At 54.8% G+C, this 19,622-nt stretch carries 13 protein-coding genes and 1 pseudogene; 7 read left to right on the forward strand and 7 right to left on the reverse strand.

Going from position 1 to position 19,622, the window contains the following annotated elements; all coding sequences use genetic code 11:
* The first annotated feature begins 5 nt into the window (after positions 1 to 5).
* From KGB29_RS06985 to KGB29_RS07005, 5 genes are all read left to right on the forward strand, one after another.
* Positions 6 to 311: a sarcosine oxidase subunit delta gene (locus KGB29_RS06985; RefSeq protein WP_223616294.1), complete on the forward strand. Its 306-nt coding sequence runs from the start codon at positions 6 to 8 to the stop codon at positions 309 to 311.
* Positions 308 to 3,205 (forward strand): 2Fe-2S iron-sulfur cluster-binding protein, encoded by a 2,898-nt coding sequence (locus KGB29_RS06990; protein WP_223616295.1) that lies wholly within the window; start codon positions 308 to 310, stop codon positions 3,203 to 3,205. The genes KGB29_RS06985 and KGB29_RS06990 overlap by 4 nt, the downstream gene beginning before the upstream one ends.
* Before the next feature lies 1 nt (position 3,206).
* Positions 3,207 to 3,797 (forward strand): sarcosine oxidase subunit gamma, encoded by a 591-nt coding sequence (locus KGB29_RS06995; RefSeq protein WP_223616296.1) that lies wholly within the window; start codon positions 3,207 to 3,209, stop codon positions 3,795 to 3,797.
* A 106-nt stretch (positions 3,798 to 3,903) separates the two neighbouring features.
* Positions 3,904 to 4,683, forward strand: coding sequence for an IclR family transcriptional regulator (locus tag KGB29_RS07000; RefSeq protein WP_223616297.1), 780 nt, complete (start codon positions 3,904 to 3,906; stop codon positions 4,681 to 4,683).
* 455 nt (positions 4,684 to 5,138) lie between these two features.
* A complete protein-coding gene (locus KGB29_RS07005) occupies positions 5,139 to 6,527 on the forward strand; it encodes an aldehyde dehydrogenase family protein (RefSeq protein ID WP_223616298.1) in 1,389 nt (462 codons plus the stop codon).
* A gap of 166 nt (positions 6,528 to 6,693) precedes the next feature.
* Here the strand turns inward: KGB29_RS07005 and KGB29_RS28820 are convergent, their stop codons facing one another.
* On the reverse strand, positions 6,694 to 6,807 hold the full coding sequence (locus KGB29_RS28820) for a hypothetical protein (RefSeq protein ID WP_411740510.1): 114 nt from the start codon (positions 6,805 to 6,807) through the stop codon (positions 6,694 to 6,696).
* A 146-nt stretch (positions 6,808 to 6,953) separates the two neighbouring features.
* On the opposite strand from KGB29_RS28820, the gene KGB29_RS07010 reads away from it, so the two are divergent.
* Together KGB29_RS07010 and KGB29_RS07015 are read left to right on the forward strand one after the other, a co-directional pair.
* Complete coding sequence (locus tag KGB29_RS07010) at positions 6,954 to 10,400, forward strand: adenylate/guanylate cyclase domain-containing protein (RefSeq protein ID WP_223616299.1); 3,447 nt, start codon at positions 6,954 to 6,956, stop codon at positions 10,398 to 10,400.
* 117 nt (positions 10,401 to 10,517) lie between these two features.
* On the forward strand, positions 10,518 to 11,567 hold the full coding sequence (locus KGB29_RS07015; RefSeq protein ID WP_223616300.1) for a patatin-like phospholipase family protein: 1,050 nt from the start codon (positions 10,518 to 10,520) through the stop codon (positions 11,565 to 11,567).
* Between the two features lie 174 nt (positions 11,568 to 11,741).
* On the opposite strand, the pseudogene KGB29_RS07020 reads toward KGB29_RS07015, so the two are convergent.
* The 6 genes and pseudogenes from KGB29_RS07020 to KGB29_RS07045 form a co-directional block, all read right to left on the reverse strand.
* Positions 11,742 to 11,990 (reverse strand): annotated as a pseudogene (locus KGB29_RS07020) (histone-like nucleoid-structuring protein, MvaT/MvaU family); the annotation flags it as partial.
* Positions 11,991 to 12,103: 113 nt separating this feature from the next.
* The gene (locus tag KGB29_RS07025; protein ID WP_223616301.1) at positions 12,104 to 12,868 is read right to left on the reverse strand and encodes a hydroxypyruvate isomerase family protein; all 765 of its coding nucleotides are present in this window, start codon (positions 12,866 to 12,868) and stop codon (positions 12,104 to 12,106) included.
* Between the two features lie 80 nt (positions 12,869 to 12,948).
* The gene (locus tag KGB29_RS07030; RefSeq protein ID WP_223616302.1) at positions 12,949 to 15,351 is read right to left on the reverse strand and encodes an efflux RND transporter permease subunit; all 2,403 of its coding nucleotides are present in this window, start codon (positions 15,349 to 15,351) and stop codon (positions 12,949 to 12,951) included.
* The gene (locus KGB29_RS07035) at positions 15,348 to 16,421 is read right to left on the reverse strand and encodes a WD40/YVTN/BNR-like repeat-containing protein (RefSeq protein ID WP_263294428.1); all 1,074 of its coding nucleotides are present in this window, start codon (positions 16,419 to 16,421) and stop codon (positions 15,348 to 15,350) included. Before KGB29_RS07035 ends, KGB29_RS07030 begins: the two co-directional genes overlap by 4 nt.
* A gap of 136 nt (positions 16,422 to 16,557) precedes the next feature.
* Complete coding sequence (locus tag KGB29_RS07040; RefSeq protein ID WP_223616304.1) at positions 16,558 to 17,910, reverse strand: DUF1329 domain-containing protein; 1,353 nt, start codon at positions 17,908 to 17,910, stop codon at positions 16,558 to 16,560.
* 24 nt (positions 17,911 to 17,934) lie between these two features.
* Positions 17,935 to 19,587 (reverse strand): DUF1302 domain-containing protein, encoded by a 1,653-nt coding sequence (locus KGB29_RS07045; RefSeq protein ID WP_223616305.1) that lies wholly within the window; start codon positions 19,585 to 19,587, stop codon positions 17,935 to 17,937.
* Positions 19,588 to 19,622: the final 35 nt, after the last annotated feature.

Below are 19,622 nucleotides of genomic sequence, written 5' to 3' on the forward strand. Positions count from 1 at the left end.
GACGAATGAAAGTCATGACTTGCCCGCTCAACGGGCCGCGCAACATCAGTGAATTCACCTATGGCGGCGAGTTCAAGCAGATGCCTGATCCTCAGACCTGCACCGACACTGAGTGGGCCGACTACGTTTTCAATAGCGAAGACTCCCTAGGCGTCGTGCGTGAATGGTGGATGCACAATCCTTCCAGCTACTGGTTCCTGGCAGAGCGCCACACTGGCAGTGACGAAATACTTCGCACCCTTGATCCAAAGGAAGTGTTCAACGTCCGCGTCGACTTCCATGCCGCCACCGCCAAGGAGAGCGTCAAATGAGCCGTCTACCCGCACCCATGGGCCTGCTAATCGACCGTAATCAGCCGCTTAATTTCAGTTTCGACGGCAAGCCATATCAGGGTTTCGAGGGCGACAGTATCGCCAGCGCGCTGCTCGCCAATGGTCGGTTTCTACTGTCCCGCTCGTTCAAATACCACCGTCCTCGCGGCCCGCTGACCATGGCTGGACAAGACGCTAACACGCTGGTGCAGTTGCCGAGTGAGCCCAATGTACTCGCCGACACCTATTCGTTGGAAAGCGGCATAGAAGTTACCGGGCAAAATTTCAACGGCTCGCTGGATAATGACAAGGACGCTTACCTCGGTAAGTTTTCCAAATTCATGCCAGTGGGTTTTTACTACCGCTCATTCTATAAGCCTAAAGGCATGTGGAAGGTGTGGGAGCCGATCATCCGCAAGAAAGCCGGTTTGGGCGTACTTGACCTGAAATTCCAGCCCGAGTACTACGACAAAGCCTATCTATTTGCTGACCTGGCAGTGATTGGCGCAGGCCCGGCAGGTTTGCAGGCCGCACTGACCGCCGCCAATTCCGGGGCCAAGGTGCTACTGATCGAGCAACAGCAGGTGCTCGGTGGTTCACTGACCTATGCCCGCTTCGATCTGGAAGGAAGCCGCGCCGAAACCCTGCGCCATGAGCTGGTTAACGCCGTTGAGGGCCACGCCAATATTCATGTACTAAAAGAAGCCACCTGCAACGCCTGGTTCACAGACAACTACCTGCCCGTGATTCAGGGCAAACGCATGTACAAAGTCCGTGCGACCCAGTGCCTGATCGCCAGCGGCTCGTTCGATCAACCGGTAATCTTCCGTAACAACGACCTACCTGGTGTGATGCTGACCAGCGCCGCACAGCGCTTGATGAAGCTCTATGCAGTCAAACCGGGTAACCGAGCGGTGGTGCTGACCGGCAATGATGATGGATACCTTGCAGCGCTGGATTTGCATGAGCAGGGAGTTGAGGTTTCTGCATTGGTAGACATGCGCACCAACCCGGCCGATCGCGCGCTGCTGTTGGCTCTGGAGAAACGCGGAATCACCTGTCACCTCGGCAGCACCGTGTTCGAAGCCTTGCACGAAAAAGGCATGCGCCATGTCAGCGGCGCTGATATCCGCAAGATCACCGGCCAGGGCCAAGTGGCCAACAGCGGGTTCATTCTGGACTGCGACCTGCTGTGCATGTCCGGCGGCTACATGCCGGTCTATCAGTTGTTGTGTCAGGCAGGCGGCAAGCTGGCGTATGACGATCAACTGGCCGAATTCACCCTCAGCGGCCTGCCGAAAAACCTTGGCGTCACGGGCTCGGCGAACGGTTTTCACGCGCTGGACAACGTACTGGCGGACGCCACGCACCGCGCGGCCGAGATCGTCGTTGCACTGAACCTGCAACTGACTGCCAAGCCACTGCCGCTGCGCGCCGAAGCGCAGGTCAACTTCCCGTGGCCGATCTTCCCGCACCCCAAAGGCAAGGATTTCGTCGATTTCGATGAAGACCTGCAAGTGCGCGACATCATCAGCGCAACCAAAATTGGCTATCGAGACATTCAGCTGGTTAAACGTTATTCCACGGTGGGCATGGGGCCATCTCAAGGTCGTCACTCTGCATTACCGACCGCACGACTGGTAGCGTCTTCGACTCAACGTAGCGTCAGCGAAACCGGCGTCACCACCGCCCGACCACCGTTCGAAGCGGAAAAACTCGCTCATGTTGCCGGCCGCGCTTTCGATCCGTACCGGCAGACTCCGATGCACAGACGACACTTGGATGCCGGGGCCAAAATGATGCCTGCGGGAATCTGGCAACGTCCGGCGTATTACGGCAAGGCGAACGAACGCGACAAATGTATGCAGGCCGAAGCGCTGCACGTACGCAACAAGGTCGGCATCATCGACGTTTCGACCCTCGGAGGTCTGGATGTACGCGGCCCGGACGCCGCCGAACTGCTCAACCGTATGTACACCTTCACCTTTCTCAAGCAGCCAGTGGGCCGTTCGCGTTATGCCCTAATGACCAATGAACACGGTGTAGTGATTGACGACGGCGTTTGCGCACGCTTCGCCGAAAACCATTTTTACGTCACCGCCACCACAAGCGGCGTGGATCGCATCTATCAACAGATGCTCAAGTGGAATGCGCAGTGGCGGCTGAATGTCGACATCGCCAACGTCACGGCCGCCATCTCGGCGGTCAACGTAGCAGGGCCGGATTCACGCAAAGTGTTGGAGAAAGTCTGTACCGATCTGGATTTATCGGCGGAAGGATTCCCGTATCTGGGCGTGCACCAAGGTACGGTGGCTGGGATCAAGGCACGTCTAATGCGAGTAGGTTTTGTCGGTGAACTGGGCTATGAAATTCACGTCCCTGCCCGGCACGCGTTGAAGCTCTGGGACGCTTTGATGGAAGCTGGCAAGTCGTTCGACATACGCCCTTTCGGCGTCGAAACCCAGCGTCTACTGCGTCTTGAAAAGGGGCACGTGATCATTAGCCAGGACACCGATGGGATGACCCATCCGGCCGAGATCGACATGGGTTGGGCGGTCAGCCGGAACAAACCGTTCTTCGTGGGTCGTCGCTCGGTGGACATTCTCGAAGCCCAACCGCAGAAGCGCAAACTGGTCGGTTTTACACTGCCTAAGTCCAGTCCCCTGCCGCTGGAAGGTCATCTGGTGCTCAACGGCCCGGACATCAGTGGCAACGTAAGCTCCTGCGAGTATTCGCAATCCCTCGGCCAGATCATTGGCCTGGCTTACGCCGGCTTTAATCAAAGCTCCCCAGGACAGCAGATTCCGATCCGCGTCGAGAACGGCGTAATTGTGCATGCCACCGTGGTGAAACTGCCTTTCTTCGACCCTGAAAACAAGCGCCAGGAGCTCTGACATGTCCAGCCTCAATGCAGAAAATCATATCGGGCTGAGCCCATTGCAACAATGCGCCGTGGTCGACTTGACCGAAGTGCCCAGAGTCGGCTTTCGTGGCACGGACAGCGCAGCGTATTTGCTGGCACGAGGCTTCACTCTGCCGGACTCGCCAAATCGTGCAGTGACTCAGGCGGACGGAAGCCACGTCGCGCGGCTCTCGCAAACCGAATACCTAGTCTTGGGAAGTTTACTAGATCGCGGTGAGCGCATTGCCGACGAAGAAGCACGTTGGGAAATGGATCACAATGCCAACTACTTGCTACCTCGCGAGGACAGTCATGGCTGGCTGGTACTGAGCGGAGTCCACATCGCCGAGGTCATGGCCAAGCTTTGCGGTGTCGACCTCCGGCCGCAGGCGTTTGCGCCTGGCGCCGTGGCACAGACGTCAGCAGCGCGTATCAACGTGATTGTGATCAATCTGGGTTCGGTAGCTACACCAGTTTTTCAGATCCTCTTTGATCGCGCTTCTCTGGACTATTTCAAGGGAGCATTGATGGATGCCATGAGAGAGTTCGATGGAATGGTAGTAGGCATCGAAGCGTTGGTCTGAAACTCACCGTAGGCGAAAGCATAAATTGTTGAGCAGGAAAACCTGCTCAACAATTCGTCTTTCATCCGTCGAATTACTCTCGCTCTTATCTCAATCGGAGACCACGATGACCATTCTCGACACACCAGATAAGGAGGCTGACTACAGTGTGCCAGCTCTGGCTCGGGGGCTAAGTGTGTTAGGACTATTCAATGCAACGACGCGCAGTCTGAACATCCACGAAATATCTGAAAGACTGGGCGTCAGTACTTCGGCGGTATACCGGATATTATTCACGCTCATCAACACCGGCTACCTAAATAAGATAAACACACAATACGAACTAGGCGCACGAGTCATCAGTGACGGATTTAGCTACTTGGCTAACCGAGATATTGTCGAAGTGGCTATGCCGCACCTCAATCTGTTGCGAGACCGCACTTCTCTGTCTTGTCATCTGACTATTCGTGAGCAGACCGACAGTCTCTACGTTTATCGAGCGTTTGCTGCTCAACGCCTCTCTGTCAACATACCCATCGGGACGCGAATCGCTTGCCACTGCACAGCCATGGGAAGAATGTTACTAACTGCGCTGGATGATATTGAGTTAGCGGCGCTCTATCAACACATTAGGCTAGACGACTATCCCTCACCGGCGCCTCGAACTCTCCCTGAACTTCAGACCTTGATCTCAAATGACCGTCAGCGAGGCTGGGTGCTGCATCGATCAGATTACTCAACCGCAATTGCTACATCAATCAAAGACCATAAGGGGGTAGTAACCGCAGCGATCAACCTCTCAGGCCCCGATGCGGTGATGGATCCCCCTGGCGCTCAGGATCAATTCAAGAACTTGTTATTGACATGCAGTGCAGACATCAGCCGCGAACTGGGATATGTATCATAATTGACGATCAAAAATTTGCGTTGAATGGGCGAAACAAACGCGGTTGTTTTATTATCACGGAAAGTAATGAATGGTTGCCCACTTAGCTGTATTGGCGACATTCCACTTGCAGGTTGCGATGGCAGCAACAAGCTAGAGATTTAGACATCCATGCATTCCAAGCTGCTTCATGTCTTCTCGGACGAACAATGGAGGCTCAAGTGCAGCGGATGGCAGTGTCTCAACCAGTTCAGGTCAGACTGAATCAGACTACGCAAAACATTACAACCAAACTCATAACTTCGTACAAATCATTCGTCTACATTCATACAAATGTCTGATTGCATTCAACACGACAAATATCGATGCTGAAATTTATTAACTGTCAGAATCCCCTTCTCCAGTTCTGATACTTGCTCTTTAAGACCAGGGGATTTTGAATACATCTTCAAATCCAACCACTAGAGAGCACTACGATGAGTTTTGATAGTATGGGAGCAGCAGTTTCGCTCTGCCCGACCAGTGGCGAAGAAATTGGTCGTTATTCTTATCAAACGCCTGGCCAATTGGACGCAGCGTTGACACGCGTACAAAAAGGCTTTGATAAATGGAGTGTCGTTGACATCAACGTCCGAGTGACAGTTTTGTTGAATTTGGCAACAGAGTTACGAAAGCAAGCGAACTCTATGGCCATAATGGCCGCAAACGAAATGGGAAAACCTATCGCGCAAGGACGCGCAGAGATCGAAAAATGTGCAGCGCTCTGCGAATGGTATGCGGAGGAAGGCCCTAAAATGTTGGCGCCTGAGCCAACTCTGGTTGAAGACGGCAAAGCTTTCGTGATGTACCGGCCGTTAGGGGCTGTTCTCGCGGTGATGCCTTGGAATTTTCCTTTCTGGCAGATCATGAGGGGCGCTGTCCCAATCATATTGTCAGGAAACCCTTATGTACTTAAACACGCTCCAAATGTGATGGGATGTGCTTATTTGCTTCAAGACGCTTGGCAACAAGCAGGTGCGCCAATGGGCGTCTTCGAAGTCATCAACGTTCCTCCCGCTGGCGTATCTAAAGCCATCGAAGACCCTCGAATCGCAACAGTTGCTGTTACAGGCAGTGTAAGAGCCGGATCAGCAATTGCCTCTCAAGCAGGTGCTGCATTGAAAAAATGCGTACTGGAGTTAGGGGGATCTGATCCATTCATCGTGCTTGCCGATGCGGATATTGAGGAGGCGGTTAAAGCAGCGGTCGTTGGGCGCTTTCAGAACACAGGGCAAGTTTGCATTGCAGCAAAGCGTATTATTTTAGAAAAAAGCGTGGCGAAAAAATTTGAAAAGAAATTCGTCGCAGCAGTGTCGGCACTGAAGGTGGGAGCCCCCCTAGACGAGGCAACCTACATTGGCCCCATGGCCCGCTTCGATCTACGCCAGGAGCTACATGAACAAGTTCAGGCCACGTTAAAACAAGGGGCGAGACTGCTTCTGGGTGGTAACAAGAGTGCGCTGCCAGGAAATTACTACGAGCCGACTATACTTTCTGGCGTAACTTCTGAAATGACATCTTTTAAGGAGGAACTCTTTGGCCCAGTAGCGTCGCTGATTGTGGCGGATGATACTGAACACGCTCTGGAATTGGCTAACAACAGCGAGTTCGGCTTGTCAGGAAGTCTTTGGACAGCGGACACAGAAAATGCAAAGCACCTAGCATCCAGAATGGTCACTGGTGCTGTGTTCATCAACGGCTATTCAGCGTCGGATCCACGCGTTCCAATTGGAGGGGTCAAAAAAAGCGGATTTGGACGAGAGTTATCGCACTTTGGCATCCATGAGTTTTGTAATGCACAAACTGTTTGGCTAGATCGCCGATAAGCAATGCAGTCCGTCCTGACAAAATGTCCCTGTTTTTGACGTGAAGGTCGCGTCGCCCTAATCCTCGTCGGCTCACAAACCACTCTCTAGTCTTGAAGGAAAGCACCGGTAACTTGAATCAACAAAAATGGCCCTCGATGGGCCCTTTCTTGTACTCAAACCTAAATCACTTGGTCAGCCAGGACTCAACCGTGTCAGAGCCGCATTCGGCCTTCCACTCTTTCAGCGTCCAGTGATCACAGGTCTTTCTCCATAAGCGAATTTTACTTCTCGATACCACGATACAAACTATCTTTGATACAGAGGGTTAAAAGGCTGCCCAAACGTACCGGCCCAATGACTTCAGCTTGTCCTTTGCCGGTTTGGTGTCACGCTTCCCGTCTTTTGACTGGTCTTCTTGAACGACTGCAAAAGGGAAGAGATCGTATGCGCTGCGCAAACTGCGGATTCGAGAGTCCCTCCGAGGCCAGCTTCTGTGAAGCGTGCGGCGTCAAGTTGTCCCGCTGCTGTCCGCGCTGCGGCCACGAGGCGAGCCTTTCCGCCAAATTTTGCAGTGAATGCGGCGCGCCGCTGACCGATGCGCCTGCTGCACCATCACCGCGCGCCGAGCCTGTTTCAGAGCCCTCTCCAGATCCCATTCATTACACGCCCCACCACCTTGCCGAGCGCATCCGCGCCGAACAGGCGGCTATGGAAGCCCGTGGTGAGACCGCCGGTGAGCGTAAAACCATCACGGCACTTTTTGCCGACATGGCCGGTTCCACGGCGTTGATCCATGACCTCGATCCGGAAGAGGCCCACCGCCTGATCGAGCCCGTCGTCGCGCTGATGATGGAAGCCGTCCACCACTACGAAGGCTACGTGGCCAAGACACTGGGTGATGGCATACTCGCGCTGTTCGGCGCCCCCATCGCCCATGAGGATCATCCGCAGCGGGCGTTGTATGCGGCACTGCGCATGCAGCAGGCGATACATCGACATGGCGACCGCATTCGCCTGGAGAAAGGCATTCCGCTGCAAATCCGCGTCGGCATCCATACCGGAGAGGCGGTCGTGCGTTCGATCCGCACGGACAATCTGCACACCGATTACGATCCGGTCGGGAACACGATCCACATTGCATCCCGGATGGAAGGAATCGCCGCACCCTCGTCGATCCTGGTGAGCGAGCCCACCTACAAGCTGGCGGAGGGTTATTTCGAATTCAAGGCTCTGGGGGCCGCCCAAGTCAAAGGCATTCCCGATCCCCTCGTTGTGTACGAGGTGCAGGGGCTCGGCGCGTTGCGCACGCGTCTGCAACTGTCGGCACATCGTGGGCTAGCCCGGTTTGTCGGCCGCCAGGTCGAGCTCGACCATCTGCATCAGGCACTCGAACAGTCCAAAGCGGGCCACAGTAAGGTCGTCGCGGTGGTAGGCGAGGCCGGTGTCGGGAAGTCACGGCTGTTTCATGAGTTCAAGGAGCGCTCGCGGCGTGGCTGTCTGGTGCTGGAGACGTTCTCGGTGTCGCACGGCAAGGCCTTTGCCTATTTCCCGCTCATCGAGCTGCTGAACAACTATTTTCAGATTACCGCCCAGGACGACGAGCGCCGGTGCCGGGAAAAGGTTATGGGCAAGACCCTGACACTCGAGCGAAGCTTCGAGGATCTCGTGCCCTACCTGCTCTATCTGCTGGGTATCGGCGAACGCAGTTCAGTGCTCGCGGAAATGGATCCTCAGATCCGGCGCGATCGCACCTTCGACGCCATCACTCAACTGCTGGCGCGCGAGAGCCGCAATCAACCGATCGAGCTGCTGTTCGAGGATTTACAATGGCTGGACTGCGAGACCGAAGCATTCCTCGCATACTTCATCGATCGCTTGACGAGCACCCCGATCCTGCTCCTCGTGAACTACCGGCCCGAGTATCAGCCTGTGTGGACGCGCGCGGATCATTGCAGCCAACTGCGGCTCGAACCGCTGGGCCCAGCCGAAGCACAGGCACTGCTCACAACCCTGCTTGGGGACGATCCCTCCCTCGCCCCCCTCAAACAGCTCATCCTGGATAAGACGGAGGGCAACCCGTTCTTCATGGAGGAAGTGGTACAAACGCTGGTCGAGGAGAAATTGCTGCTGGGTAAACCCGGTCAATATCGGATCGAACAAACTCCGGCTGCACTGCATATCCCCACCACCGTGCAGGGTGTACTCGCCGCCCGTATCGACCGGCTCCCCGTGGCGGAGAAGGAATTGCTGCAGACCCTCGCTGTCATCGGCAAGGAGTTTCCGTTCAGTCTGATCCAGTGCATCTGTAATGGGCAGGATGCTCGGACGGACGACAAGTTGTGTAATCTGCTCGCCCGACTGGAGGCCGCGGAGTTCATTTACCAGCGGCCCGCATTTCCGGAGGTGGAATATTCGTTCAAACATGCGCTGACCCAGGAGATTGCAGGCCACTCGCTACTCACGGAGCGGCGCAGCGCGCTGCACGAACGCACGGCGCAGGCCATCGAGACACTGTTCCCCACCCGCATTGCCGATTACTGCAGCGAACTGGCGCACCACTATAGGCTGAGCGGCAATGTCCCGAAGGCTGTGGAATACCTGCACCGTACCGGGCAACAGGCCCTCCAGCATTCCGCCCAACTCGATGCCATGCGTCATCTTGAAGCGGCGCTTGAATTGCTCAAGCATTTGCCCGACACGCCCGCGCGTGCTCATCAGGAACTGACGCTACTACTCGCCCTGGGGCCGGCCTTGATGGCCGTGCGAGGCTATAGTGCACCCGAGGTAGCGACCACTTACACCCGCGCACTGGCGCTGTGCGCGCAAGTAGGCGACGACTCGCTTTTCCCTGCGCTGCTGGGGCTGTGGACTTACTACGAGTTGCGGGCGGAATACGCAACTGCATGCGAACTGGGTGAACGCTTGCTCAGTATTGCTCAAACTGCGCAGGATCCGGACTTGCTCGTGGAAGTCCATGCGGCACTCGGGGAGACATTGTTTTTCCAGGGTGATCTGCGCAATGCCCATGACCATCAGGAGCAGGCGCGTGCCCTCTACATCCCGGAGCGGCATCGCGCACATGCCATTACCTACGGCGTGGATCCGGGCTACGCCCTATCGTTTTCGGCCTGGAGCCTTTGGTACTTGGGTTTTCCTGATCAGGCAAGCACGCGCAGCCGGGATACCCTTGCTCTGGACAAGTTGTCCCACCCGATTAGCTTGGCCTTCACCCTCTCTGCTACATCGATGCTCGCGCAGTTTCGGCACGACGTACAACTCGCCGAAGAGTGTGCAGATGCCGCCATCAAGCTTTCTCTCGAACGAGGGTTTCCGTTTTATTTGGCATGGGGGAATATTCTTCAAGGTTGGGCTCGCGCCGAGCAGGGAAACATTGACGAAGGAATCGCTCAGATAACCCAAGGTATCGCCAATTACCAGGCAGCCGGAGCAGAATTTGGATGTACTTATTTTCTGGCCCTGCTGGCCGCAGCGCACGGGCGCGCCGGACAACCCCAGGCAGGATTGGACACCGTGGCCGATGCTCTGGCTATGGTGAACAGAATAGGCGAGCACTTTTACGAAGCAGAGCTGTACCGACTCAAGGGTGCTCTTACCCTGCAATGTCCGGGTGAAGACCCACAGGATTCTTCCGTGCGACAGGAAGCACAAACATGCTTTCACACGGCGATCTCGATCGCTCGACAACAAGGGGCAAAGTCCCTCGAGCTCCGCGCCACAGTCAGCCTTGCACAGCTATGGGCAACACAAGACAAGGAGGCGGCCAGACAAATGCTGGCCGACATATACAGTTTTTTCACAGAAGGCTTCGACAGCGTTGATCTGCTACAAGCCAAGGCGCTGCTCGATGCATGGGCATCAAACGGGGGATGAACGATCGATGACGCAGGGTGCTGAATGGGGCACCGGCGTGTCGGCGGCGAGCCCGTGACGAGGAGAGGCACCGCAACAAATTCTCGATTCGGCTCAGCACCGACGAGGAGATAAAGAATGACCACGAACAACGGCCAGCCTCAGGGCAGTAACGAGCGAAAGCCGGTCGCGCTGGCGTTACAGGGCGGCGGGATGCACGGTGCGTTCACCTGGGGCGTACTCGATCGATTGCTCGGAGACGGCAGGCTTGCCATTGAAGGGGTCAGCGCAACCAGTGCCGGCGCGATGAATGCAGCCGTGCTGGCCTATGGCATGCTCCAAGGTGGTGACGCCGGCGCACGCCAGGCGCTGCACGATTTCTGGTACGCCGTGGCGCAATCCGCCGAGCGTTATAACCCGTTGCGCTGGATGCCATGGCTGAAAGGGACGCACAGCTTCGGGCTGGACTATTCGCCCATGTATACGTTCGCGGACATGACGCTTCGTATCTTCTCGCCTTACCAGTTCAATCGCCGCAACTTAAGTCCATTGCGGGAGGTGCTGGAGAGTCAGATCGATTTCGCCGCCATACGAAAGCAATGCCCGTTCCACCTCTATCTGTGTGCGACCAATGTCGAGACGGGGAAGATACGCCTCTTCACCGGCGAGGACGTCTGCGCAGAAGCGGTGCTTGCTTCGGCCTGTGTGCCAACATTGTTCCAGGCGATCACGATCGACGGGCAGCACTACTGGGATGGCGGCTATATGGGCAACCCGGCTATTTTTCCGTTGATTTACCATTGCAACACGCGCGATGTGGTGATCGTCCACATCAACCCGCTCGTCCGCCCGGGTGTGCCCATTACCGCTGCCGACATTCTCAATCGCATCAGTGAAATCAGCTTCAACTCGTCGCTGATGCGTGAGCTGCGCACCATCGCTTTTGTCACCGACCTCATCCAACAAGGCAAGCTTGATCGCAACGAAATGAAGGAGGTGCTGATCCACTCGATTAAGTCCGATAAGGCGATGTGCGCGCTTAGCGTTTCCAGCAAGTACAATGCGGACTGGGACTTCCTTTGCGGACTACGCGACAACGGACGACGCGAGGCCGAGACGTGGCTCACGGAGAACTACCGGAATATTGGCGAACGGTCGAGTATCGACATCCGAAGGGAATTTCTATGAACGCCGCCATAGGGCAGAAAAGGTGACTGGCGTCGGCACGGACGCTCGCGCAATGAGTGCGGTGCACGCATGAGTGCCGCATGGTGTGACCGCCCACTACACTAACGCCAGATCCAATGTCCCTCACTCTTCTACACAAAAGGCCCCTTTGGGCCCTTTGTACTCAAACCAAACTTACTTGGTCAGCCAGGACTCGACGGTGTCGGAGCCGTACTGCGCTTTCCACTCTTTCAGCGTCTTGTGGTTGCCGCCTTTGGTTTGGACGACTTCGCCGGTGTGCGGATTTTTGTAGATATTCACCTGACATGGTTTACGTGTGCCGACATTGGATTCGGTGGCTGGAACACGACGACCAGATTGCGAATCAAGCAGGCTGATCACGTTTGGCAGGCTGTAACCGTACTCAGCAAGCAAAACGCGTAGCGTTTGGTGCTCATCGTCTTATTTCCAAATCGATGAGGAACAGCACAGTCAACCAACCTCTCTGTTGCGTATGGATGTTCACATTTGAACCAACAACCCGCTTTACTGGCTTCTTAAATCGCAAAAAAACGATCAAGCCAGCTCATACCTTCGAGTGTGCCGATAGCAGGTTGATATTCACACCCAACCCAGCCCGTATAAAAATGTGCACTTATCGAATCAAGAACTCTAGGCAGGTTCAAATTACCGACATTAGGCTCATGCCGTCCTGGGTATCCGGCAATCTGTAAATGGTCGGTTTGAGGAAGAAGGAGGTCAATGCAAGCAAGAGGATCCAGTCGCTCCATCGCAGCATGATAAAGATCCAGAATTAGGCCTAGCCCTTCAAGTCTTTGCGTCCAGTTGACGGCCCCCGCCAGTGTTCGAATAAAATACCCAGGCACTGAAATTTGATTGATGGCTTCAATTACAACCTTTACGTCATAACGGGCGGCCTCCTCGATGGCCCAGTTCATGTTGTCGATAAATTGACCACTCGATACAGCGTAATTTGACTGCTCGACCACACCGGATAACACGTGAAGCAGTGGACTTCCTCCTTCCACGGCATATTCGAGTCCTAGGTTAAAATCCTTACGGAAGTCCCCAGCCTTTCCAGACTGAGCAGCCAGCCCCTTACTACCAGGTTGCAATGGCATTGTTGCCAGTACCTGTTGAAGGCCAGTGCGACGTAACTTTTCGGCTATTTCTGCTGCCGCCATGTCTCGTGGAAAACTGAACTCAACGGCTTCAAAGCCAGCGTCCCGCGCGGCGCTAAATCGATCCTCGAAAGGCCATTCGGTGAAGAGCAAGGTGAGGTTCGCTGCATATTTGATCATTCAGTTAGTCAAGTCGTTGTGTTTGAGTTGCACCACGAAAAGCGGATCCAGCGATCCTGAATCCGCACTCGTGCTTGAAATTACGCCGTTACAGGAAAAGATTTTGGTTTGAGCAGAAAGTGCGCCAGTGCCGGAACCAGTACCAGTGCGCCCACCATGTTCCAGATGAACATGAACCCGAGCAAGATGCCCATGTCAGCTTGGAATTTGATGGGCGACAACACCCAAGTGAGCACTGCAATGCCCAACGTAATACCCGTCATCACCACGACCTTGCCGGTAGACAGCAACGCAAGGTAGTAAGCGTCAGACAGGCTACTGCCATTTCGCAAATTGGTGAGTGTCACGCTGAGGATGTACAACGCATAGTCCACACCGATACCCACCCCCAACGCGATCACGGGCAGCGTCGCGACCTTCACGCCGATGTTAAGCCCGACCATCAAGGCTTCGCACAAAATGGAGGTCAGCATCAGTGGCAGAACCGTACACACAACCGCACGCCAAGATCTGAAGGTAATTAAGCAAAGCGCGATGACGGCGGCGTACACCATGAGCAGCATCTGCACGTTCGAACGCTTCACGACGATATTGGTGGCCGCTTCGATGCCGGCATTGCCTGCCGCATTGAGGAACTGGATTTGATCCGAATTATGAGTCGCCGCGAACTGTTCGACTGTCTGAACCACACTGGTGAGCGTGTCCGCCTTGTGATCCTTCAGATAGACATACACTGTCAGCAGATCGCAATTCTGGTTGAACAGCTCTCGCGGCGCCCGGGTGATGATTGCATTCAACAGCCCCTGGTTACGGGGTATCTCGTACCAGGTCATGCTGCCTTCATTCATGCCGGCCGCCGCCTGCTTACTCAGCGCCGCTAACGACGTCGTGGAGACCACTCCCGGTAACTGCTGAAGCTGCGCTTCCAGCGCATCAACTGACACCAGTGTTTGGTAATTGGCGCAGTAGTATTGGGGCGTTTTCACCATCACTACATACTTGTCGCTACTGGCGGAAAAGTTACTGACCATGAAGCGGTTATCGCTGTTGTAACGCGATTCAGGACGCAATTCCGGTGCCCCGGGATTCAGATCGCCGATCTTCACATGAAGGCTCACCGCAAAGCCTGCCACTCCTAGAATCACGGCGACGATGATTGCACCACTCGCCCATTTACGTTCGGTGAATCGATCCAGAAATGCCCAAAATGGATGGCGGGTGTGATAAGAATCTAGCTGCGAGAACTTGTCGTTCGCCGCTTCACGCTGTGCAGCTGCTTTGCTGACCCCGGTGAACGACAACAGAATCGGTAACAGAATTAGGTTCGTGAAAATCAGCGTCAGAACACCAATCGTCGCGGCGACAGCTAGATCCTGAATGACTGGGATTTTGATGATCATCAACACGGCGAAACCTACCGCGTCCGCCACCAGCGCCATCAGCCCGGTCAAAAACAACCGGCGAAAGGTGAAGCGTGCAGCCACGAGCTTGTCGGCTCCACGCCCGATGTCCTGCATGATGCCGTTCATTTTCTGGGCGCCATGACTCAACCCGATCGCAAACACTAGGAACGGAACGAGGATCGAGTAAGGATCGAGATCAAACCCCAGGGTGGGAAGCAACCCCAGCAACCAGACCACAGCGATAATCGAGCACAGCAGCACCAACAATGTGCTGCGTACGCAACGGGTGTACCAGAACAACACAATGCCGCAAATCACCAATGTCGCGGCGAAGAACAGCTGCATTTGTCGCATGCCGTCGATCAGATCGCCTACTACCTTGGCAAAACCAGTGATGTGAATTTCGATGTTGTCAGTTTCGTACTTCGCCCGTATCTGCTCGAGCTGGCCTGAAAGCGCGCTGTAATCCAGAGGCTTGCCGTCGTCCGATGTGATGTCCTGAAGAGGCAAAAGTACGATGCTGGATTTGAAATTTGACGCCACGAGCCGACCTACTTCACCCGATCTATCGACGTTCTGCCGAACCTGATCAAGACTTTTGGCAGAACCATCGTAATCGTCAGGTATGACCGGCCCACCATCGAAACCCTCCTCCGTTACGCCGATCCAACGGGTCGCCGGAGTCCACAGGGACTTCATATATGAGCGGTCGACGCCGGGAAGTAGAAACACCTCATCGTTGATTTTCTTGACCGTCTCAAGGTAGGCAGCATCAAAAATGCTGCCCTGTTTGGCCTCGATCGCAATCCTCAAGGTGTTTCCACCTTCCCCCAACTGGCCCCTGTTTTTCAGGTAGTTCTGCACGTAAGGGTGATCTGTCGGGATCATTTTTTCGAAGGCAGCATTAAGCTTCAGGCTCAGTGCCTGGTAGCCCAGTATCAGACTGAGCAACACGCAAATGCCCAAAATGATGCTGCGATGATTGAACAGAAGCCGTTCAACCAAGGTGCCAGAGGATGGGTCGAAAGCATCCGGCTGAGGGATGGTGTGATGCTCCGCAGAACGAGTATAGCTATTCATTGATCGTGCTCCGGCGAGTCCACTGCAACTGCGGACGACAGCATGCCGCGTGCACTACTGATGATCAGGTTGCCGTTCGCGGCTTGCGCCATGCCTGTGAAATAACTGGGTTGAGCAATCTGAAGGACAGCCGCTTTGGTATCGCCATTCGCGAAGCGCAACACCCTTCCCGACTCATCGGTGAGCAGCACCGATCCATCGGCAAGACGCAACCCACTGGTCAATGTGACGGGTTGTAAGGTGTCGAGGGGCTGCCAGGTATCGCCGCGATCCTTGGACTCAAACGCTTTGCCGCGAAGCCCAAACGCCAAAATGGAACTGCTGTTTGTCGCCTGGAGCCCGAACGTCGTGCCCTCGTAAGGGGACGCCAGCGGCTCGAAGGTTTTTCCCTCGTCACTTGAGCGCAACAGAGTGCCCTGCTCGCCGGCGATGAAGAGATCCCTTCCCACCCGTTCGATGCTGTAGAGATGCAATCCATTTGGGTTATCGATACGGGAACGGATCGATTGCCAGCTGAATCCGCCATCATGGGTGACAAACGCCAGACCGTAAGCGCCCACCACCAGTCCATTTTTGGCATCAAGGAAGAGAAGATCGAGCAGCGGTTTGTCTGGGCCATCGTCCACGAGTTGCTGTGCTTGAGCTAAACGCTCTTGCGCCTTTTCAACGTCCTCGGAGCCTTCAGTGGCCAGCCTGGTTTCCTGTAATTCGATTTCGGCCGCCTGGACGCCGTCCAGTTGCTTGCTCCAGCTCAGTCCACCATCCCGAGTGTGCAAGACAACCCCGGCATGTCCGACGGCCCATCCCTCGACATCGTCGATGAACCGAACCTTGACCAGCGTCACGCTGACAGGGGAATCAACTTGTGACCAGCTAGTGCCATTGTCATCGGAAACAATGATGAACCCTCGCTCTCCGACTGCCACCAGGCGTTGCCCTGCACGCGTAACGCTGAGCATCACTGACTGCGCAGCCATTTCACTCGTGATTGCAGGCTGTACCTGCAATCCATCTGGTTGTGCAACTGCTGTGCTGGAGAAGTATGCCGGCATGATCAACATGCTCAGCATGAGTGTCCTGAGCGGATATTTATGGAAAAGTCTGGGTATTTGAATGCGCATTTGAGAGCCTCGAAGATGCGGTTCAATGGGCGCAGCGTTACTGACACTGCGTCCATGGAACAAATTGAATGAGCCGTTTCGAGGTTCAGCGCACCGACCCGGACGCTACCGCATTACCGGTAAAAAAGTTCTCTGGTTTGCGCGGGATAACGCTATAGGTTTCGCCGTTCAGGCCCTGCACGACGCTGTACGTCTTGGCTTGCAGGTTGTAAATCACCACAGGTTTCACCACTACCGCAGGAATGGAAGGCACTACAAATGGCAGCACTTGTGAGACTCGCCACAGTTTGCCCTCAGCGTCATATCCGTCTACTAGCGACACTGTCCAACTGTCCTCATCAATGAAGAATTTGCGCTTAGGTACTGCATGGCGTTTGCCCGGTGCAACCGTGGCCTCCAACTCCCAAACGCGATGGAGCTCCCAGCGCAATTTGTCTGGATTGAGGTGATTAGCCACGAAGGCGTCGTCTCGTTTTTCTGCGTTGAACTTGTTGTCGTTGTAAGGGATATACATTTCTTTTTTGCCAACGAGCTTCCAGTCATAGCGATCTGGATGGCCAATGAAGCCATGCACCTCATCAAAGTAGTTAGCGCCCGAGGCTACAAAATCGGGGGTGTCATAGCCGACAGTGGGAGCACGTCGCACACGGCGTTGTCCGACTAGATACTGCCAGGCCTCTCGCGGTTCCTGGACATTGATACTGTCGTGCGTCACAAGCGACTCACCCGCTTTAAACGGTGGCTCGTTGGTCAAAAAGCGCAGCAGCGCATACTGCCCCGACCATTTATCAGCACTTCCGTCTTTGAAGTAATACGGATATTGCCAGTTTTCGACCCCACGGCTTGCTAACGTCCGGGTTCCGTCAACATTACCAATGACGTTGGCGTACCCCATCTGAATTGATTCCGCCTCTACGCGCAGAAGGAAATTCCAGATGACCTCATTACCAGTTTTTGGAATAGGAAACGGAATGCCACCGTAACACCCTTCCACTGACAAGCCGTTGCTGGTCGTCTTGCAACGGGTCGCATTAGCGAATGTATTTTGATACACGCTATCCGGTGCTGCAGCAGTACGGTGGGTTGGGTAAATATCCAAATGGAAGGTGTCGGGATATTTGGCCAACAGCGCCTTCGTACCTTCGCTCAATTTGTCTGCGTACTGCGCAGCATTTTTGGCGGTAATTTGCAGAACGGGCTTCTCGCCTGGGAATGGATCTGCTGGCATATCTCCAAACTTAGGGCCAACGACATCTTTGGTCAGTCCGCCTGTCCACGCAGGAATGGAGCCATCGGCGTTGCCGGCTTTTTCGGCGCCCATTGGCGTCAATGTAGTCTTGAGCTTCGCGGCCTCGTCGGGGGACACCGCTGCGTATACGCTGTTGGCACACATCGAGATAGACAGGGTGGAAAGCAGTAGCAGTTTAATTTTTGTCATTATCAGGGCCCGCCTCTTCTTTGCTTAAAAGGTTCGCTGGATCGAAAACGCCACGAAATCTCTGTCTTTCATGTTTTGCTGGTAGGTGAACGAGTTGGAGGAGTTGATGACAGGCCCCGCCTCACCGAAGAAATTGGTGTAGCTCAGGGACGCGTACCATTGCTTCTTGTAATCAGCCTTGAGACCTAGTGTCAGATCCCCACCATGCTCTGGGCCAAATGCCTGAGGTGTGACAGATGAGCGCCCGGATGGGTTGTAACCAATGGTGATTGGGGCTTGAACGTCGATGCCTGGGAAGACCTGAAAGTACTGAGGTTCAAAGGTGAACCGCAGTGCGAAGGCATCACGCGTTGTGTTGGGATCCAGCTGATCGGCATTTTTGGTCACGCTCAACCGACGGTTGAATGCAAGCTCGCCGACGAATGAAGCACCATCCCAAAGTGCCGATCCGCCATAGACATTGACCATCGACACTTGGGCATGCCACGAGCGACCAATGGGGTAAGCCGGATTGGAATTGTTGTCGGAATCCAGGCCGGTGATGATGGTGCCACCGACACCCGCCAATGGCGTATCGACCCTGATAGACGTTTCACCGGCAATGTTCGCTTCGCCGACCAAAGTACTGAAACTTGCGCCAAAGACCTTGATGTCCTCGGGATAAACGTTGACGAAGGTGTCATCTGCTCCAGGTACCAGTGGCGCTGGCCGGAAGTAAAAAACCGGCGTTTTTTCGTGGTATTTGGCCGCGTATAGACCGAACTCCCAGTCCTCGATAGCAAACTTCAGCTGAGCGCCAAACTGACCTGAGTCCTTGGCATCAATGTCCTTGCCGTGACGTAACGAACCAGTAGGGAAAAAAACGCGCTCTCCCCCATCGCCGACAAAGTCCGCGCCGCTGAAGTAGCTTCCCGCTGCAGGAAGACGGGTTTTGTTCCACTCGAATTGGTAGTAGGCACCGACGCTGACTGTATCGCTCAACTGCCAGTTGCCCGAGACCTGCTTCGTTGGCATCAGAATCTCTTTGAACTGGGAACTGGGTACTGACTGCAGCTTCACTAAGTCGACGGTGGATTGCGCATTCGCAATACCGTTGGCACCGAAGAAAAGGCTTTCACCGTAAATTTGTGTGAACTGCCCCAATCTGCCAGACAACGAAGTACTACCGATTTCCTTCGAGCCATAGACGAAGGCATCGAGGATTTCAGTGTTCGTTTCGTGGATCCGACGTGTGTCACTGGTGAACTGATCGTGATCGACGCTCACCGAGTTGGCGGTGCCGGGTGAGTCGTTATCGTTGTCATGACTGTAAACGTTGTCGTACCAGGAAGCGGCACTTAGACGCGCCCCGACATCTTTGTACTTGATGTCAAATTCGGAGAGCAGATCCAGTCGATTGGAGATGAGCCCGCGATCAAAATTTCGATCGCCATCATCCAGGTTCGGGTTGGCGTTGGACGTGCCTGGAGCTGCAGCGACCTTGCTATCGAGCTTGTTCACTCGCCATGCATTGCTGTACTTGATCGTGTTGTCCCAGGTCGCCGAAAGATCGGGATTGCCGGTGTCAATCTGGAAGGCTTGCGATTGCATTGAAAGACTTAACAGCATCGCTGCGCTGACTGCACAGGCGATGCTTGAAACCGGCAACGGGCAGAACCGCTGGTTGGCTGTTTTCATGAAGATGTTCCTGTTTTTTTGTTTTTGTAAAAGGT

Source organism: Pseudomonas sp. BF-B-30 (assembly GCF_019956305.1).
In the GTDB taxonomy this organism is placed as follows: Bacteria; Pseudomonadota; Gammaproteobacteria; order Pseudomonadales; family Pseudomonadaceae; genus Aquipseudomonas; species Aquipseudomonas jessenii.

Bases quoted from the DNA above. Each gene is read 5' to 3' on its own strand.
- KGB29_RS07015 (WP_223616300.1), top strand. From the start codon at position 10,518: ATGACCACGAACAACGGCCAGCCTCAGGGCAGTAACGAGCGAAAGCCG.
- KGB29_RS06995 (WP_223616296.1), top strand. From the start codon at position 3,207: ATGTCCAGCCTCAATGCAGAAAATCATATCGGGCTGAGCCCATTGCAA.
- KGB29_RS07005 (WP_223616298.1), top strand. From the start codon at position 5,139: ATGAGTTTTGATAGTATGGGAGCAGCAGTTTCGCTCTGCCCGACCAGT.
- KGB29_RS07010 (WP_223616299.1), top strand. From the start codon at position 6,954: ATGCGCTGCGCAAACTGCGGATTCGAGAGTCCCTCCGAGGCCAGCTTC.
- KGB29_RS07025 (WP_223616301.1), bottom strand. From the start codon at position 12,868: ATGATCAAATATGCAGCGAACCTCACCTTGCTCTTCACCGAATGGCCT.
- KGB29_RS06985 (WP_223616294.1), top strand. From the start codon at position 6: ATGAAAGTCATGACTTGCCCGCTCAACGGGCCGCGCAACATCAGTGAA.
- KGB29_RS06990 (WP_223616295.1), top strand. From the start codon at position 308: ATGAGCCGTCTACCCGCACCCATGGGCCTGCTAATCGACCGTAATCAG.
- KGB29_RS07045 (WP_223616305.1), bottom strand. From the start codon at position 19,587: ATGAAAACAGCCAACCAGCGGTTCTGCCCGTTGCCGGTTTCAAGCATC.
- KGB29_RS07035 (WP_263294428.1), bottom strand. From the start codon at position 16,421: ATGCTGAGCATGTTGATCATGCCGGCATACTTCTCCAGCACAGCAGTT.
- KGB29_RS07030 (WP_223616302.1), bottom strand. From the start codon at position 15,351: ATGAATAGCTATACTCGTTCTGCGGAGCATCACACCATCCCTCAGCCG.
- KGB29_RS07040 (WP_223616304.1), bottom strand. From the start codon at position 17,910: ATGACAAAAATTAAACTGCTACTGCTTTCCACCCTGTCTATCTCGATG.
- KGB29_RS07000 (WP_223616297.1), top strand. From the start codon at position 3,904: ATGACCATTCTCGACACACCAGATAAGGAGGCTGACTACAGTGTGCCA.